Annotated in this window: 14 protein-coding genes and 1 riboswitch; of the genes, 4 read left to right on the forward strand and 10 right to left on the reverse strand. The window is 68.9% G+C overall.

Going from position 1 to position 16639, the window contains the following annotated elements:
* Positions 1-121: 121 nt before the first annotated feature.
* Positions 122-238, reverse strand: a riboswitch (SAM riboswitch).
* A 71-nt stretch (positions 239-309) separates the two neighbouring features.
* The 5 genes from trpD to ACFY1E_RS00240 form a co-directional block, all read right to left on the reverse strand.
* Positions 310-1374, reverse strand: coding sequence for an anthranilate phosphoribosyltransferase (gene trpD, locus ACFY1E_RS00220; RefSeq protein ID WP_389069571.1), 1065 nt, complete (start codon positions 1372-1374; stop codon positions 310-312).
* Between the two features lie 131 nt (positions 1375-1505).
* Positions 1506-3140 carry a cytochrome bc complex cytochrome b subunit gene (locus tag ACFY1E_RS00225; protein WP_389069573.1) on the reverse strand — a complete coding sequence of 545 codons (1635 nt, stop codon included), beginning with the start codon at positions 3138-3140 and terminating at the stop codon, positions 1506-1508.
* Positions 3137-4192, reverse strand: a complete 1056-nt coding sequence (locus ACFY1E_RS00230; protein ID WP_389069575.1) for a Rieske 2Fe-2S domain-containing protein — start codon at positions 4190-4192, stop codon at positions 3137-3139. Before ACFY1E_RS00230 ends, ACFY1E_RS00225 begins: the two co-directional genes overlap by 4 nt.
* Positions 4189-4998: a c-type cytochrome gene (locus tag ACFY1E_RS00235; RefSeq protein ID WP_365838064.1), complete on the reverse strand. Its 810-nt coding sequence runs from the start codon at positions 4996-4998 to the stop codon at positions 4189-4191. Before ACFY1E_RS00235 ends, ACFY1E_RS00230 begins: the two co-directional genes overlap by 4 nt.
* Positions 4999-5078: 80 nt before the next feature.
* Positions 5079-5699 carry a heme-copper oxidase subunit III gene (locus ACFY1E_RS00240; protein WP_019067823.1) on the reverse strand — a complete coding sequence of 207 codons (621 nt, stop codon included), beginning with the start codon at positions 5697-5699 and terminating at the stop codon, positions 5079-5081.
* A 145-nt stretch (positions 5700-5844) separates the two neighbouring features.
* On the opposite strand from ACFY1E_RS00240, the gene ACFY1E_RS00245 reads away from it, so the two are divergent.
* Complete coding sequence (locus ACFY1E_RS00245) at positions 5845-6249, forward strand: hypothetical protein (RefSeq protein WP_389069578.1); 405 nt, start codon at positions 5845-5847, stop codon at positions 6247-6249.
* 123 nt (positions 6250-6372) lie between these two features.
* Here ACFY1E_RS00245 and ACFY1E_RS00250 read toward each other — a convergent pair whose 3' ends face one another.
* The 4 genes from ACFY1E_RS00250 to coxB all read right to left on the reverse strand — a co-directional run bounded on the left by ACFY1E_RS00250 (position 6373) and on the right by coxB (position 10849).
* Positions 6373-7632: an Ig-like domain-containing protein gene (locus ACFY1E_RS00250; protein WP_389069581.1), complete on the reverse strand. Its 1260-nt coding sequence runs from the start codon at positions 7630-7632 to the stop codon at positions 6373-6375.
* Positions 7633-7764: 132 nt separating this feature from the next.
* Positions 7765-8163 (reverse strand): cytochrome c oxidase subunit 4, encoded by a 399-nt coding sequence (locus tag ACFY1E_RS00255; RefSeq protein ID WP_115908610.1) that lies wholly within the window; start codon positions 8161-8163, stop codon positions 7765-7767.
* Positions 8160-9893, reverse strand: coding sequence for a cytochrome c oxidase subunit I (ctaD, locus tag ACFY1E_RS00260; protein WP_389069584.1), 1734 nt, complete (start codon positions 9891-9893; stop codon positions 8160-8162). Before ctaD ends, ACFY1E_RS00255 begins: the two co-directional genes overlap by 4 nt.
* Positions 9890-10849 carry a cytochrome c oxidase subunit II gene (gene coxB, locus ACFY1E_RS00265; protein WP_389069586.1) on the reverse strand — a complete coding sequence of 320 codons (960 nt, stop codon included), beginning with the start codon at positions 10847-10849 and terminating at the stop codon, positions 9890-9892. Before coxB ends, ctaD begins: the two co-directional genes overlap by 4 nt.
* A 288-nt stretch (positions 10850-11137) precedes the next feature.
* Here coxB and ACFY1E_RS00270 point away from each other — a divergent pair, with 288 nt between their 5' ends.
* Positions 11138-12517, forward strand: coding sequence for a cysteine desulfurase/sulfurtransferase TusA family protein (locus ACFY1E_RS00270; protein WP_389069588.1), 1380 nt, complete (start codon positions 11138-11140; stop codon positions 12515-12517).
* Position 12518: 1 nt separating this feature from the next.
* Here the strand turns inward: ACFY1E_RS00270 and ACFY1E_RS00275 are convergent, their stop codons facing one another.
* Positions 12519-13493 (reverse strand): carbohydrate kinase family protein, encoded by a 975-nt coding sequence (locus ACFY1E_RS00275; RefSeq protein WP_344405216.1) that lies wholly within the window; start codon positions 13491-13493, stop codon positions 12519-12521.
* A gap of 137 nt (positions 13494-13630) precedes the next feature.
* On the opposite strand from ACFY1E_RS00275, the gene ACFY1E_RS00280 reads away from it, so the two are divergent.
* Positions 13631-13840, forward strand: coding sequence for a hypothetical protein (locus ACFY1E_RS00280; protein ID WP_030932599.1), 210 nt, complete (start codon positions 13631-13633; stop codon positions 13838-13840).
* Between the two features lie 186 nt (positions 13841-14026).
* A complete protein-coding gene (locus ACFY1E_RS00285) occupies positions 14027-16624 on the forward strand; it encodes a hypothetical protein (protein WP_389069591.1) in 2598 nt (865 codons plus the stop codon).
* The last annotated feature ends 15 nt before the right edge of the window (positions 16625-16639 follow it).

Genomic DNA, 16639 nt, shown 5'->3' on the forward strand with positions numbered 1-16639 from the left:
TAGCGCTCAAGCAGGGGCGTGAAGGTGAAAAGGGGGATGCGGAGGCGGGGCTCTGCGGCCCTATCGCATTCGCTTGCTCACGGAAGGCTCCTCGACGACCAGGACCCCTGGTTGCTCGAGGGGTCCGCGCTTGCCGTAGACCTCGCTGCCTACGGCCTGGTCTTCACCCGGGGCACCCCGCCACGGACGGAGGGTTGCCGGACAGTCGGCCGGGGCCTCATGACTGTCACTCATGACCTGGGCAGGAACGTACGTGAAGTGATCGCGGTCCCGCAACTCGTGTCCGCATTGCGGGACCGCGCTCCCCTGCTATGCGTTGCTGGCCGCCACCCAGCGCTCCAGCGCCCGCTTGGCCGCGCCGGAGTCGATCGACTGGGCCGCCTTGTCCATGCCGGCCCGCAGCTGCTCGGCCAGCGTCCCGGGACCCGGGTCGAGGGCGACGAGGGCGGCCGCCGAGTTCAGCAGGACGGCGTCCCGTACGGGCCCCTTCTCGCCGTCGAGGAGCCTGCGGGCGACCTCCGCGTTGTACGACGGGTCGCCGCCGCGCAGGGCCTCCACCGGGACCAGCTCGATGCCGACGTCACGGGGGTCGAAGGTCTCCTCGGTGACCTTGCCGTCGCGGACGACCCAGACACGTGAGGTGGCCGTCGTGGTCAGCTCGTCGAAGCCGTCGTCGCCGCGGAAGACGAGGGAGGAGTTGCCGCGCTCGGCGAGGACCCCGGCGATGAGCGGCGCCAGGCGCGGGTCGGCGACACCGACCGCCTGTGCCCTCACCTTCGCCGGGTTGGTCAGCGGACCGAGGGCGTTGAAGGTCGTCCGGATGCCCAACTGGCCTCGGGCAGCGGCCACATGACGCAGCGCCGGGTGGAACTTGATGGCGAAGCAGAAGGTGATGCCGGCTTCCTCCGCGACCTCCGCCACCCGCTTCGGGGTCAGCTCCAGATTGACGCCCAGCTTCTCCAGCACGTCCGAGGCGCCGGACGCCGAGGAGGCGGCCCGGTTGCCGTGCTTGACGACCTTGGCGCCCGTGCCCGCGATGACGATCGCCGACATGGTGGAGATGTTCACCGTCTTCGCGCCGTCACCGCCCGTTCCGACGATGTCGACGGTCCGCCCCGGCACCTCGATCACGTTCGCGTGCTCGTACATCGTCCGGACGAGCCCGGTGATCTCCTCGACGGTCTCGCCCTTGGCACGCAGCGCCACCGCGAACCCGGCGATCTGGGCGTCGGTCGCCTCACCGCGCATGATCAGGTCCATCGCCCAAGCGGTGTCGTCGGCGCTGAGGTCGTGGCCGTCCAGCAGGCCGTTCAGCAGCAGGGGCCAGGAACGGCCCGCCGCGGTGTCGCCTCCAGCGGGGGTCACAGCGCTCATGAGGCCGCTCCTGGTCGTCGTAGAAGAAGAAAACGAGTGTGAGGCCACCCTATCCAGCTCAGGGCATGGAAAAGGGCCCCCGTCCGAAGACCGGACGGGGGCCCCTGCCGTGGCGTGGCGAGCCGCAGCGATCAGTGGTGGCCGTGGCCGCTCGTGATCTCCCTGTACTCCTCGACGGTGGGCTTCGGAATCTGGGACTCCTCGCCGTAGTACGCCTCGCTGAGCTTGGCGCGCAGTCGCTCGGAGCCCTTGACCTTGCGCTCGACGCCGTTCTCGTCGACCGTCGGGCCGATCTGGGCCGGCTTGTACTGCTCGTGCGCCGTGAGCGTGTGCAGGGCGTCCTGGCTGAGCGGCTCGTGCACCTCGATGAACTCACCGTGCGGCAGGCGCTTGATGATGCCCGACTCACGGCCGTGCAGCACCTTGTCCTTGTCGCGGCGCTGGAGGCCGAGGCAGATCCGCTTGGTTGCGAGGAACACGAGGACCGGCACGACGAAGAAGCCGACGCGCACGAACCAGGTGATCGCGTTGATCGACAGGTGGAAGTGCGTGGCCCACAGGTCGTTGCCGCCACCGATCATCAGCACGAAGTACCAGGAGACCCACGCGGCACCGAACGCGGTACGCGTCGGGGCGTTGCGCGGACGGTCCAGGATGTGGTGCTCGCGCTTGTCGCCGGTGACCCAGGACTCGATGAACGGGTAGACCGCGATCGCGACCAGGACCAGCGGGAAGATCACCAGCGGGATGAACACGCCCAGGACGAGCGTGTGGCCCCAGAGGTTGATCTCCCAGCCCGGCATCGTACGGATCAGGCCCTCGGAGAAGCCCATGTACCAGTCGGGCTGAGCGCCGGTGGACACCTGGTCCGGACGGTACGGGCCCATGGCCCAGATCGGGTTGATCGAGGCGATCGCCGCGATGGCCGTGATGACGCCGAAGACCAGGAAGAAGAAGCCGCCGGCCTTCGCCATGTACACGGGCAGCAGGGGCATGCCGACGACGTTGTTGTTCGTCTTTCCGGGGCCCGCGAACTGCGTGTGCTTGTGGTAGAAGACCAGGATCAGGTGGCCCACCATCAGGCCGAGCATGATGCCCGGCAGCAGCAGGATGTGGACCGAGTAGAACCGGGCCACGAAGTCGCCGCCCGGGAACTCGCCGCCGAAGAGGAACATCGACAGGTACGTGCCGACGATCGGCACGGACAGGATCGCGCCCTCCATGAAGCGGACACCGGTACCCGAGAGCAGGTCGTCCGGGAGCGAGTAACCGGTGAAGCCGGTGAACATGCCCAGGACGAGCAGCAGGAAGCCGAAGATCCAGTTGACCTCACGCGGCTTGCGGAACGCGCCGGTGAAGAACACACGCATCATGTGCACGAACATGCCCGCGAGGAAGATCAGCGCGGACCAGTGGTGGATCTGCCGGATCAGCAGACCACCGCGCACATCGAAGGAGATGTGCAGGGTCGAGTTGAACGCCTCGGACATCATCTGGCCCTGCAGCGGGATGTAGCTGCCGTGGTACTCCACCTCGTTCATCGACGGGTGGAAGAACAGCGTCAGATACACACCCGTGAGGATGAGGATGATGAAGCTGTACATGCACACTTCGCCCAACATGAACGACCAGTGGTCGGGGAAGATCTTGCGCATGTTGGTCTTGGCCAGGGAGTAGATCCCCAGCCGGCCGTCGGCCCAGTCGGCGACGCGCTCGCCGGCCGGCGCTTTGCCGCGCCGGGACTCGGTGTTCTCGTTGGTGCTCATCCGCGCTCCCAGAAAGCAGGACCGACGGGCTCTTCGAAGTCGCCGAGCGCCTCGAGGTAGCCCTGGTCGTTCACGCCGATGCGCAGCTGCGGCAGGGCGTGACCGGCGGGGCCGAAGATCACCCGGGCACCGTCGGACAGGTCGAAGGTGGACTGGTGGCAGGGGCACAGCACGTGGTGCGTCTGCTGCTCGTACAGCGAGATCGGGCAACCGACGTGGGTGCAGATCTTCGAGTACGCGACGATGCCCTCGTACGACCACTCGAGCTCGCGCTTGTCCTTGATGTTGTCCGGCTGGATCCGGACGATCATCAGGGCCGCCTTGGCGATCTCGGTCTGGAAGTTCTCGTCGTGCTCCTCCAGGCCCTCGGGCTTGCAGAAGGTGAGCGAGCCGACCGCGACGTCGGAGGCGCGCAGCGGCTCGTTGGTGTTCATGTTGACGAGCAGCTTGCCCTTGGACCACAGCGTGTGGCGCAGCTTGGTCCCCGGCAGCGGTCCGAGGTCGCGCAGCAGCATGACGCCGGAGAGCGGGAACAGGGCCAGCGCACCGAACATCGTGTTGCGGATGAGCTTGCGGCGGCCGAGCGCGGACTCCTTGGCGCCCTGCTTGAAGTCGGCCATGACCTTGGCCTTGACCTCGGGGGACGCCTCGATCGGGTGCCGCTCGTCGGCGATCTCCACGTCGGACATCAGGGTGCGGGCCCAGTGGACCGCGCCCGCGCCGATGGAGAACAGCGCGAGGCCCAGGGTCAGGCCCAGCGCGAAGTTCAGCGCGTTGATGTGGCCGAGCGGGAACACGAAGATCGACTTGTCGTGCGGGATCGCCACGTACGAGGCGATGAAGCCGACCGTGGCCAGCATCGAGACCGTGAACAGCATGGCCACCACACGCTCGGACCGCTTGGCGGCCCGCTCGTCGATGTCCTGCACCCGGTGCTCGTGGGGCGGCAGACCGGGGTCCGCGAACGGGTTCTGCTCGTCCGCGAGGCTTACGGTGCCGTGCGCGTCCTGCTCAGCGGGCAGGTTCTCTTCTGGAATGTCTTGGCTACTCATGACTTCTTGGCCTTTGCGGTCCGAGCGGCGACCCAGACGGCGACCGCGATCAGCGCGCCGAGTCCGAAGATCCAGGCGAACAGGCCCTCGGAGACCGGGCCGAGTCCGCCCAGCTCAAGGCCGCCGGGGCTCTCGGTGTCGTCTCCGTTGACCGCGTGGAGGTACGCGATGATGTCCTTCTTGTTCTGCTCCGACATCGTGGTGTCGGGGAACGACGGCATGTTCTGCGGGCCGGTCTGCATGGCCTCGTAGATGTGCTTCGGGTCTACACCCTCGAGGCTGGGCGCGAACTTGCCGTGCGTCAGCGCACCGCCCTTGCCGGTGAAGTTGTGGCACTGCGCGCAGTTGGTGCGGAACAGCTCGCCACCCTTGGCGATGTCGGCACCGTCCGGGCCGTACTGCGCCGCCGTGGGGATGGACGGGCCGGCGCCGAGGGAGGCGATGTACGCGGCGAGCTGGTCGATCTCGGCCTGCGAGTAGATGACCTTCTTCTTCGGGACCTGAGCGCCCGGCTGCTGGGCCGGCATACGGCCGGTGCCGACCTGGAAGTCGACGGCCGCGGCGCCCACGCCCACGAGGCTCGGACCGTCGGAGGTGCCCTGACCGCCGGTGCCGTGGCAGCTGGCGCAGCCCACGGAGTAGAGCTTCTTGCCCTCGTCGATGGCAAGGGACTGGGCGGTGTCATCGGCCTGCGCCTTGCTCGCGGGTGCGAACGCGGCGTACAGCCCCCCTGTGCATGCCAGCGCGAGGAGTAGGACGACGAGCGCCGCCATGGGATGGCGTCGTCGTGCGGAGAGCTTTTTCACGGATTACCCCGGTGTCAGGATCTTCTGCGTCGATGCTTGTGGGTTGTGCGCCGCGCGGGCGCACGCGGGAACGGGCCCGGCTACTTGATCAGGTAGATCGTGGCGAAGAGGCCGATCCACACGACATCGACGAAGTGCCAGTAGTAGGACACGACGATGGCCGCGGTCGCCTGCTCGTGGGTGAACCTCTTGGCCGCGTAGGTGCGGCCGAGAACGAACAGGAAGGCGATGAGGCCGCCCGTCACGTGCATGCCGTGGAACCCGGTGGTCAGGTAGAACACCGAGCCGTACGGGTCGGAGGACAGGGAGAGCCCGTCCTTCTTCACCAGCTCCGTGTACTCGAAGATCTGACCGCCGATGAAGATCGCACCCATCACGAACGTGATGATGAACCAGCCCCGGAGCTTCTTCACGTCCCCGCGCTCGGCGGCGAACACGCCGAGCTGGCAGGTGAGGGAGGAGAGCACCAGGATCGTGGTGTTGGTCGCGGAGAACGGAAGGTTGAGATGACTTGCCATCTCCTTCCAGTGATCCGGACCGGTCACCGATCGCAGGGTGAAGTACATCGCGAAGAGGGCCGCGAAGAACATCAGCTCGGAACTCAGCCAGATGATGGTTCCGACGCTGGTGAGGTTCGGCCGGTTGACCGACGGGTGCGCGTGCCCGGTTTCTACTGTCGTTGCTGTCGCCACGACCGACATTATGTCGGTCGCTTATCCCGCCCTCACTCCGGGGGGTGCCGTTCGGAGTGTTGCTGGCGGCCATACCGGTGTTGACGTGGTGTTGAACGGAGTAACATCCGCCCCATCGGGCCTTTCCGTACGACGCTGACGTCTCGGAGGAACTATGCAGCCGACCGCCACGGTGCTGGTCTACAGCGACGACTCCAACACCCGCGAACAGGTGCGGCTCGCCACCGGGCGCAGGCCCGCTCCCGACGTTCCCGTCGTCGAGTTCCTGGAGTGTGCGACGCCGGCCGCCGTCATCAAGGAGCTGGACCGGGGCGGGATCGACGTGTGCGTCCTGGACGGTGAGGCCGTGCCCATGGGAGGCATGGGGGTGTGCCGGCAGATCAAGGACGAGGTGTTCAACTGCCCGCCGGTGCTGCTGCTCATCGGGCGGCCTCAGGATGCGTGGCTGGCCACGTGGAGTCGGGCGGATGCCGCGGTCACCCTGCCGGTGGAGCCTGTGGAGTTCGCCTCGGCGCTGGCTTCCTTGTTGCGGCAGAAGGCGCTTCAGCAGAGCGCCTGACGGGTCGAGAGGCTCGGGTTCGCGGGCGACTGCGGGTCGTGTGCGGCTGATCGCGCCCACGCGGCGGAGCCGCATATCGACACAGCCCCGCGCCCCTGACGGGGCGCTGCCCCTCGGGGCGGATCAGACGTTCTGGGGTCTCAGTCGTGCCGCGTCGTCCGGGCTCGGGCCGTCGGGAGTACCGCCCACCAGGGCGCTGCCCGTGCGCCACTTCTTCCAGGTGAGGTTCCAGTCGCCGAAGCCGTTGCCGAAGGGCTCCATGGTCTCGCCGTTGGAGTTGACGACCTTCACCACGTCGCCCTCGTGGACGGTGTTGAAGAACCACTCGGCGTTGGCGGTGCTCATGCCGGTGCAGCCGTGGCTGACGTTGGCGTAGCCCTGGGAGCCGACGGACCAGGGGGCGGCGTGGACGTACTCGCCGCTCCAGGTCAGGCGGGTGGCCCAGTAGACGGGCAGGTCGTAGGAGTCCGCGCTGCCCTCGGCGATGCCCACGGTGGCGCTGCGCATGCGTACGAAGGACTGCTTGCCCAGGACGACCTTGACGCCGTTGCGGGTCTCGAAGCCGGGCTTGCCGGTGGTGACGGGCAGTTCCCTGATGTCCTCGCCGTTCTTGTACACCGTCATGGAGTGCGCCGCGGCGTCGGTGACGGCGATGAGGCTGTCGCCGATGGTGAGCTTCAGCGGCTTGCTCTTGGCGCCCCACAGGCGGTCGCCGACCTTGATGCCGTCCAGGTTGCTGTGCACCTGGACGGTGGCATGGGCGGGCCAGTAGTCCTTGGGGCGGTAGTGGAGTTCCTTGTCGTCCACCCAGTGCCAGGCGCCCTGCACGGCGGGCACGGAGTCCACCCGTAGTGCCCGTTCGACGATGGCGCGCTGGGCCCTGTCCCTGACGGGCTGGTCGAGTTGGGCGGTGACGGGCTGGCCGACGCCGTACTCGCCGGAGTCGGGGCCGAACTTCACATTCAGGCGCTTCTTGGTGGTGGGGGTGCTGGTGTCGAAGGTGAGGACCTTGCGGCCCGGCGCCCCGTCCTCGTCCTCCGTGCTCACCCGGACCGTGTAGTGGGCGTTGGCGGCGAGCGGGGAGGTGCTGTGCCAGTGGGTGCCGTCGGCGGAGAGTTCGCCCGCCACGAAGCGGCCTGCGGCGTCCGTGGCGGTGACGTCCGTGAGATGGCCGCCGTCCCCGGCGGTGACCTCCAGGGCCTTGTCCGGGTCGGCCTTCTTCCCGTCACCCTTGAGCCCGCTGAGGGAGACCTGGTCCGTCGCGTCGTACGGCTTGCCGGCCAGCGGGTTGCCCCCGCTGCTGCAAGCGGTGCCGCCCGCGCCGAGGGCGATCACCAGCAGAGTGCAGCTGACGACGGTGCGGGTGCGCGGAGAGTGGTTCATGTCCCTCACGCTATGGACGTTCGTCAAGGACGGCGCGCGGGGTAATCCGTCCGGGGGAACGTTATTGGGGCAAAAGTGGGAGCCCGGACGCTCCTTACGGAGTGTCCGGGCTCCCTGTGGGCTCTGCGCGTGCTACTGGGTGCGGTTCTCACCGCGGTAGTACTCGAAGACCCAGCCGTACAGGCCGATCATGATGATCGGCGCCGAGAAGTACAGCAGCCACCAGCCGATCGCGATCGACAGGAAGGCGAGCGCACCACCGACCCCGAGGGCCAGCGGCTGCCAGCTGTGCGGGCTGAAGAACCCGACCTCGCCGGCATCGTCCGCGACGTCCGCCTCCTTGTTGTCCATGGCACCCGCGTCGACCCGCTTGGCCGTGAAGCCGAGGTAGAAGCCGACCATGATGCACAGACCGAAGGCCAGGAAGAGCGCCGTGGTACCGGCCGGCTCCTTCGACCACACGCCATAGACCACCGCCATGGCGAGGACGAAGACGCTCAGCCACATGAACATCTTGCCCTGAACCTTCACTTGCCGGCCTCCTTGCCACCAGCCAGAGCCTTCTCACCGTGAGGCGCGTTCTCGAGCTGGTCGAGAGCGGCGATCTCAGGGTGGTGCAGGTCGAACGCCGGGGATTCGCTGCGGATCCGCGGCAGGGTGAGGAAGTTGTGCCGCGGCGGCGGGCAGGACGTCGCCCACTCGAGCGAGCGGCCGTAGCCCCACGGGTCGTCGACGCCGACCGGCTTGCCGTACTTGGCCGTCTTCCACACGTTGTAGAGGAACGGCAGGATCGACATGCCGAGCAGGAACGAGCTGATCGTCGAGATCGTGTTCAGGGCGGTGAAGCCGTCGGCCGCGAGGTAGTCCGCGTAACGACGGGGCATGCCCTCGGCACCCAGCCAGTGCTGGACCAGGAAGGTGCCGTGGAAGCCGATGAACAGCGTCCAGAAGGTGATCTTGCCGAGGCGCTCGTCGAGCATCTTGCCGGTCATCTTCGGCCACCAGAAGTGGAAGCCGGAGAACATCGCGAAGACGACGGTGCCGAAGACGACGTAGTGGAAGTGCGCCACGACGAAGTACGAGTCCGAGACGTGGAAGTCCATCGGCGGCGAGGCCAGGATGACACCCGTCAGACCACCGAAGGTGAAGGTGACCAGGAAGCCGGTCGCCCAGAGCATCGGGGTCTCGAAGGACAGGGACCCCTTCCACATCGTTCCGATCCAGTTGAAGAACTTCACGCCGGTCGGTACGGCGATGAGGAACGTCATGAAGGAGAAGAACGGCAGCAGCACACCGCCGGTGACGTACATGTGGTGGGCCCACACGGTCACGGACAGACCCGCGATGGCGATGGTCGCGCCGATCAGGCCCATGTAGCCGAACATCGGCTTGCGGGAGAAGACCGGGATGACCTCGGAGATGATGCCGAAGAACGGCAGCGCGATGATGTACACCTCTGGATGGCCGAAGAACCAGAAGAGGTGTTGCCAGAGCAAGGCACCGCCGTTGGCCGCGTCGAAGACATGTGCCCCGAACTTCCGATCCGCCTCCAGCGCGAACAGCGCGGCGGCGAGGACCGGGAAGGCGAGCAGGACCAGCACCGCGGTCAGCAGCACGTTCCACACGAAGATCGGCATGCGGAACATGGTCATGCCCGGCGCACGCATGCAGATGATGGTGGTGATGAAGTTGACCGCACCGAGGATGGTGCCGAAGCCGGAGAAGGCCAGACCCATGATCCACAGGTCGGCGCCGACACCCGGGCTGCGGACCGCGTCCGACAGCGGGGAGTAGGCGAACCAGCCGAAGTCGGCCGCACCCTGCGGGGTGAGGAAGCCGCCGACCGCGATGGTCGAGCCGAACAGGTAGAGCCAGTAGGCGAACATGTTCAGCCGCGGGAACGCCACGTCGGGCGCGCCGATCTGCAGCGGCATGATCCAGTTCGTGAAACCGGCGAACAGCGGCGTCGCGAACATCAGCAGCATGATCGTGCCGTGCATCGTGAACGCCTGGTTGAACTGCTCGTTCGACATGATCTGCAGACCAGGTCGAGCCAGCTCGGCGCGCATCAGCAGCGCCATCACGCCGCCGATCAGGAAGAACGCGAACGACGTGACGAGGTAGAGCGTCCCGATCGTCTTGTGGTCAGTGGTGGTGAGCCACTTGATGACCACGTTGCCGGGCTGCTTGCGCCGGACCGGCAGCTCGTCCGCGTAGTGGGACTCCGCCGCGGCGCCCTGGGGTTCGTTGACGATGCTCACAGGTTGTTCGTCTCCCGGTTCTTCTCGTGGCTCGTCTGCGCGATGCCGGCGGGAACGTAACCGGTCTGCCCCTTCTTGGCGAGGTCCTTGAGGTGCTGCTCGTAGCGGTCCGGGGAGACGACCTTCACGTTGAACAGCATCCGGGAGTGGTCGACGCCGCAGAGCTCGGCGCACTTCCCGAGGAAGGTGCCCTCCTTGTTGGGGGTCACCTGGAAGGCGTTGGTGTGGCCCGGGATGACGTCCATCTTCATCAGGAACGGCACCACCCAGAAGGAGTGGATGACGTCACGAGAGGTGAGGACGAAGCGGACCGTCTTGCCCTTGGGGAGCCACAGCGTCGGACCCGGGCCGCCGTCCCGGTTCTTCGAGGCCGGCGTACCGACGTCGTAGACACCGCCGGCGTTCGCCGGGAACGCGTTCTTGAACCGGTCCGGAATGGCGGCCAGGTTCTTGTCGGTCTTCGCGTCACCGGTGACACCGGGGACGGGCTCGATGTAGTTGAAGCCCCAGCTCCACTGGAAGCCGACGACGTTCACGGTGACGTCGGGCTTCTTGTCGGAGAGGCTGAGCAGCTTCGACTCGTCGCGGGCCGTGAAGTAGAACAGCACCGAGACGATGACGAGCGGAACCACCGTGTACAGCGCCTCGATCGGCATGTTGTACCGGGTCTGCGGAGGAACCTCGACCTTGGTGCGGCTGCGCCGGTGGAAGATCGCGCTCCAGATGATCAGACCCCACACCAGCACGCCGACGGCGAGCGCGGCAGCCCAGGAGCCCTGCCACAGGGAGAGGATCCGCGGAGCCTCTTCCGTGGTCGGGGTGGGCATACCAAGGCGGGGGAAGTCCTTGTATGTGCAACCGGTGGCGGTCGCCAGGACCAGGCCCGCGGTCATTGCCTGCAGCAGCTTCCGCCGCATCGGGCGCCGCGGCGAGCGGTCGGAGCCGTTGGGACTCACGTAGCGCCTTCCCGAGAGTCTCGCCCGCGCGGTTGGCTGCGGCCTGCCTTCTTCGGTGGTCGGTCGCCGCCCTGCGTCGGGCAGGGGTTTGGATGTTTATGCGGACCAAACCCTAGCCGACGCCCTCCGGGGGTTCGCGGGGAGGGGGGCCTAGTCACTCCGGGGGTTCGCTGGATTGGCGGCTGCGGGTTCGTTGTGGCTTGTCGCGCCCCGCGACGGAGCCGCTGATGTCCTCGTCCCGCGCCCCTGAAACGGCGGCTGCCCTGCCCCAAGTTCTACGGTTGCCGTATGTCCTACTTCGACGCCGCTTCCTCCGCTCCTCTTCATCCGGTCGCTCGTCAGGCGCTGTTGGCCTCCCTGGATGAAGGATGGGCCGACCCCGCACGGCTCTATCGGGAGGGGCGGCGGGCTCGGATGTTGCTCGATGCGGCGCGGGAAGCCGCCGCTGAGGCTGTGGGATGTCGGGCCGACGAGCTGGTTTTCACGTCTTCGGGGACCCGGGCCGTGCATGCGGGAATCGCCGGAGCGTCGGCCGGGCGTCACCGGGTTGGGCGTCACCTGATCGTGTCTGCGGTCGAACACTCCTCGGTGCTCCATGCGGCTGACGCGCACAAGGCCGGCGGTGGGAGCGTGACGCAGATCGAGGTGGACCGGCAGGGCAGGGTGACGCCGGCGTCGTACGCGGACGCCCTGCGCCCGGACACCGCGCTGGCCTGTCTTCAGTCGGCCAACCACGAGGTGGGGACCGCGCAGCCGGTGGCCGAAGTGGCTGCCGTGTGCCGGGAGTCCGGTGTGCCGTTGCTGGTGGATGCGGCGCAGTCGCTGGGGTGGGGCCCCGTCGAGGGTGACTGGTCGCTGCTCACGGCCAGTGCGCACAAGTGGGGCGGGCCCTCCGGGGTGGGGCTGCTCGTCGTACGAAAAGGTGTGCGGTTCGTGTCGCAAGGGCCTGCGGACGAGCGGGAGTCGGGGCGGGCCGCCGGGTTCGAGAATCTGCCGGGGATCGTGGCCGCGGCCGCCTCGTTGCGGGCGGTGCGGGCTGAGGCGGAGCAAGAGGCGGTACGGCTGCAGGAGCTGACGGAGCGGATCCGGGTGCGGGTGCCGCGGGCGGTTCCGGACGTGGAGGTGGTCGGGGACCCGGAGCGGCGGCTGCCGGGGATCGTCACCTTCTCCTGTCTCTATGTCGACGGAGAGACATTGCTGCACGAGCTGGACCGGGAGGGTTTCTCCGTCTCCTCCGGGTCGTCCTGCACCAGCAGCACGCTGACGCCCAGCCATGTGCTGAAGGCGATGGGGGTACTGAGTGAGGGGAATGTGCGGGTTTCGCTGCCGATGGGGACACCGCAGGAAGACGTCGAGCGGTTCCTGGAGGTCCTGCCGGGGGCGGTGGCGGGGGTGCGGGAGAAGCTGGGGGCGCCGGCTGCGGCAGCGACCGTGCGGCAGGACGACGCGCTGGTCGTCGACGCGCTCGGCAAGCGCTGCCCGATCCCCGTCATCGAGCTCGCCAAGGTCATCGGGGACGTGCCGGTGGGCGGCACGGTGCGCGTCCTGTCCGACGACGAGGCGGCGCGGCTGGACATCCCGGCCTGGTGCGAGATGCGGGGCCAGGAGTACGTGGGTGAGGAGCCGGCGGACCGCGGTGCCGCGTACGTGGTCCGCCGGGTCTCGTAGATCAGGCCAGGTGCTTCTGGACCTCGGCGGCGGCCTCGTCGCCGTAGGCCTTGGCGAAGCGGTCCATGAAGTGGGCGCGGCGCAGCTGGTACTCCTGGGTGCCGACCGTCTCGATGACGAGCGTGGCGAGCATGCAGCCGACCTGGGCGGCACGCTCCAGGGAGACGCCCCAGGCGAGGCCGGAGAGGAAGCCGGCGCGGAAGGCGTCGCCGACGCCCGTGGGGTCGGCCTTGCGCTCCTCCTCCGCGCAGCCGACCTCGATCGGATCCTCGCCGGCCCGCTCGATGCGGACGCCCCGGGAGCCGAGGGTGGTGACGCGGTGGCCGACCTTGGCGAGGATCTCGGCGTCGCTCCAGCCGGTCTTGGACTCGATCAGGCCCTTCTCGTACTCGTTCGAGAAGAGATACGTGGCGCCCTCCAGCAGTATCCGGATCTCGTCGCCGTTCATCCGGGCGATCTGCTGGGAGAAGTCGGCGGCGAAGGGGATGGACCGGGAGCGGCACTCTTCGGTGTGGCGGAGCATCGCCTCCGGGTCGTCGGCGCCGATCAGGACCAGGTCCAGGCCGCCCACGCGGTCCGCGACGGTCTTCAGCTCGATCTGGCGGGCCTCGCTCATGGCGCCCGTGTAGAACGAGCCGATCTGGTTGTGGTCCGAGTCCGTGGTGCACACGAAGCGGGCGGTGTGCAGGGTCTCGGAGATACGGACCGAGTCGGTGTCGACGCCGTGCCGGTCCAGCCAGGCGCGGTACTCGTCGAAGTCGAAGCCGGCGGCGCCGACCAGGATCGGGGTCGTGCCGAGCTGACCCATGCCGAAGGCGATGTTGGCGCCGACGCCGCCCCGGCGTACGTCGAGGTTGTCGACCAGGAAGGAGAGCGAGACCGTGTGCAGCTGGTCCGCGACGAGCTGGTCGGCGAAGCGGCCGGGGAAGGTCATGAGGTGGTCGGTGGCGATGGAGCCGGTGACTGCGATGCGCACGGCGGGGACTCTCCTGTGAGAGACGGGAGGGCTGATGGACAGTTCACGCTACCGGGTCGTAGCCGGGCTCTGAAGTGGCCAAAACTACCCGATAGTAGATCTTTCTCGGTCGGCTGCTGCGTGCATACGGTTCCGGTATGACGAACCTGAAGGTCCATGCCCCGGTCCCGGTCGACCTGGAAGGCGACCTCGCGTCGCTGCGCGGCGACTGCGCCCGGATGGTCCCCCACTGGGCCGCCCCCGACCGCATCACTTCCCGTCCGGTCTCCCCGTCACTCATCCACGGCGTGATCGTGCCGCCGAAGTCGGCCCGCCTGCTGGACTCGATGTCGGACTACGGCGACTGAGCACGGTCCGTAACTCCGCCATGGCCCGGTGGCCGCTCCGGCGCATCTGAAGGGAACCGCGCGCTCCTCCGCTGCGTCCCATCGCCGTCCCCCGTCGAGGGGATGTGCGATACGACCCCCCGCAGCCCGTTTTGACAGGGCCGGGTCAGGGTCACAGGACAGCTGTGCAGGCGAAGGAGCGATGCGGTGAACACCGAGCGACCCGACAACGACGCCCCGGACGAGAACGGCACCGCCGGCTCCACCGAGGAGCAGGGTGCCGTGGAGGAGCAGGGCGCGGTGGGCGCCGGGGCTCCGGGTGTCACGGAGGGCGACGCGGACGCTCCTGGGGAGGAACTCGGCGCGGACCGTGGTGGGGCCGCGGGGAGGGACGCCGAGGCCGAGGCGGCGGCCGAGGCGGTCGGGAAAACCGGCTCGGGCGAGGAGACCGCCGGGGCCGGGGCGAGCGTACGGGGCGAGGAGACCGCACGGGTCGAGGCGACAACACGGGGCGAGGCGACTGCACGGGTCGAGGGACCCGACGGCGGCACGGAGAGGACCGGGGCCGAGGGACCCGACGGCGGCACGGAGAGGACCGGGGCCGAGGGGAAGGCCGAGGGGGCCGAGCCGACCGGAGCAGGAGAGGCGACCGGCGCTGGCGAGCAAACCGCCAAGGCCGCGGCGAGCACACGGGGCGAGGGACCCGACGCCGGCACGAAGACCAGGCCCGAGGACAAGGGCGACGAGGCCGAGGCGACCGGCGCCGGCGAGGAAGCCGCCAAGACCGGGGCGACCGCACAGGTCGAGGGAGCCGAGGCGGCTGAGGCGACCGCCGTGGTCAGGGGGACCGCCCCGGAGGAGACCGCCGCGGGCGGGACGACCGCCGAGGCCGCGCAGACCGCCGCAGCCGGAGCGACCGCCGGGACCGAGGAAACCACCCTGGTCGGAGCGACCACCCCCGCCGAGAAGACCGAGGCCGCCAAGGGGCCCGAGCCTTCGACCGCCGAGGCCGCGCAGACCGCCGCAGCCGGAGCGACCGCCGGGACCGAGGAAACCTCCCTGGTCGGAGCGACCGCCCCCGCCGAGCAGACCGAGGCCGCCAAGGGGCCCGAGCCTTCGACCGCCGAGGCCGGAGCGACCGCCGGGACCGAGGAAACCACCCTGGTCGGAGCGACCGCCCCCGCCGAGAAGACCGAGGCCGCCAAGGAGACCGGGATCGCCCAGGAGACCGAGGCCGCCAAGAGGCCCACGATCGCCGAGGAGACCGAGGCCCCCAAGGGGCCGACCATCGCCGAGCCTTCGACCGCCGTCGACGGTGACACCGAGGTTCACGACGCCACGCCCGATCCGGGGGCGGAGGAGCCCCGTCCGCCGCGGCGCCGCTCCCCCGTGCTCATCGCCTCCGTCGCCGCTGCCGTGCTGCTGGTGAGCGGTGGCGGGGCGTACCTCGCCGCATCGGCCTCCGGCGGGTCCGGCGGTCGTACCGGGGCCGGGGCCTCCGGCGACGGCACCACTCCCCCGCCGCTCGCGCTCGACGGTTACTCCGAGGGTGGTACGAACGGGATCGCGCCCGGGGAGCCCAACCCGTACGGCGTCCAGTACAAGGCTGACGGCACGCTGCCCGACGGGCCGGACTCGGCGCCCGTGTACCGGGCGGTCGGCGAGGTCACCAAGGACGAGGTGGCGCGGCTGGCCAAGGCGCTCGGGCTGGACGGGACGCCGGTGGCGCAGGGGCAGGCGTGGCAGGTGGGGCCCGCCAAGGACGGATCCGGGCCGAGCCTCGTGGTGGACAAGCAGGCGCCCGGGACGTGGACGTTCCACCGGTACGCGGCCGGCACCGACGCCTGTCAGAGCACCATCGCATGTACGAAGGACCCCGCGAACCCGGCCGGCGCCACGGTGAGCGAGGCCGCTGCGAAGCGGGCCGCGGCGCCGGTGCTGAAGGCGGTCGGCCAGGACGACGCGAAGGTGGACGCGAGCCAGGTCATGGGCGCCCAGCGGGTGGTGAACGCGAACCCCCTGGTCGGCGGGCTGCCCACCTACGGCTGGACGACCGGGCTGACCGTCGGCGCCCAGGGCGAGGTGGTCGGCGGCAGTGGGCAGCTGAAGGCGCCGGTGAAGGGCGACACGTATCCCGTGCTGGGTGCGCAGAAGACGCTGGACCTGATGAACGCGGCGCCCACGACCGACCACCGCATGGGCATCGGCGGCTGCGCCAGCCCCGTACCGCTGAAGGACCGGCTGGAGGCTCCGTGCGGGCAGCCGACGTCCGGGGCGGGTGCGACGCCACAGAAGCAGACCGTCACCGTCGACGGTGCGGTCTTCGGGCTGGCGGTGCATGTGGTGGACGGGCGGCAGGCGCTGGTGCCGTCCTGGCTGTTCCAGGTGAAGGGCGCGCAGAACGGCTTCACGGTGACGTATCCGGCCGTCGACCCGAAGTACCTGGCCTCGAACTCGACGACGCCGTCCGGGCAGCCCGCCCCTTCCACGACCGCGCCGGCCACCCGTGACGTCAAGGTGGACTACTACACCGCCGACGGCAAGGACCTGACCGTGAGCTTCACGGGCGGTGTGTGCGCCGACTACAAGGCGACGGCGAGCGAGAGCTCCGACCAGGTGACCGTGAAGGTGACCGAGACGCCGTGGAAGGGCAAGATCTGCATCATGATCGCGAAGGCGATCGAGAAGACGGTCCACCTGGAGAAGCCGCTGGGCGACCGGGAGGTCGTCGGCACCGACGGCAAGCAGATTCTGCTGCCGAACCCGGGGCAGCGGCTGCCGGGGAAGACGGCCGGGGTGCAGTAGACCGCCGGGATACGC

It is taken from the genome of Streptomyces sp. NPDC001604 (assembly GCF_042893475.1).
In the GTDB taxonomy this organism is placed as follows: Bacteria; Actinomycetota; Actinomycetes; order Streptomycetales; family Streptomycetaceae; genus Streptomyces.

What these genes read in the sequence shown, in the direction of transcription:
- ACFY1E_RS00245 (WP_389069578.1), top strand. Translation starts at nt 5,845, where the DNA reads ATGCAGCCGACCGCCACGGTGCTGGTCTACAGCGACGACTCCAACACC.
- trpD (WP_389069571.1), bottom strand. Translation starts at nt 1,374, where the DNA reads ATGAGCGCTGTGACCCCCGCTGGAGGCGACACCGCGGCGGGCCGTTCC.
- ACFY1E_RS00280 (WP_030932599.1), top strand. Translation starts at nt 13,631, where the DNA reads ATGACGAACCTGAAGGTCCATGCCCCGGTCCCGGTCGACCTGGAAGGC.
- ACFY1E_RS00230 (WP_389069575.1), bottom strand. Translation starts at nt 4,192, where the DNA reads ATGAGTAGCCAAGACATTCCAGAAGAGAACCTGCCCGCTGAGCAGGAC.
- ACFY1E_RS00240 (WP_019067823.1), bottom strand. Translation starts at nt 5,699, where the DNA reads ATGTCGGTCGTGGCGACAGCAACGACAGTAGAAACCGGGCACGCGCAC.
- ACFY1E_RS00270 (WP_389069588.1), top strand. Translation starts at nt 11,138, where the DNA reads ATGTCCTACTTCGACGCCGCTTCCTCCGCTCCTCTTCATCCGGTCGCT.
- ACFY1E_RS00225 (WP_389069573.1), bottom strand. Translation starts at nt 3,140, where the DNA reads ATGAGCACCAACGAGAACACCGAGTCCCGGCGCGGCAAAGCGCCGGCC.
- ACFY1E_RS00250 (WP_389069581.1), bottom strand. Translation starts at nt 7,632, where the DNA reads ATGAACCACTCTCCGCGCACCCGCACCGTCGTCAGCTGCACTCTGCTG.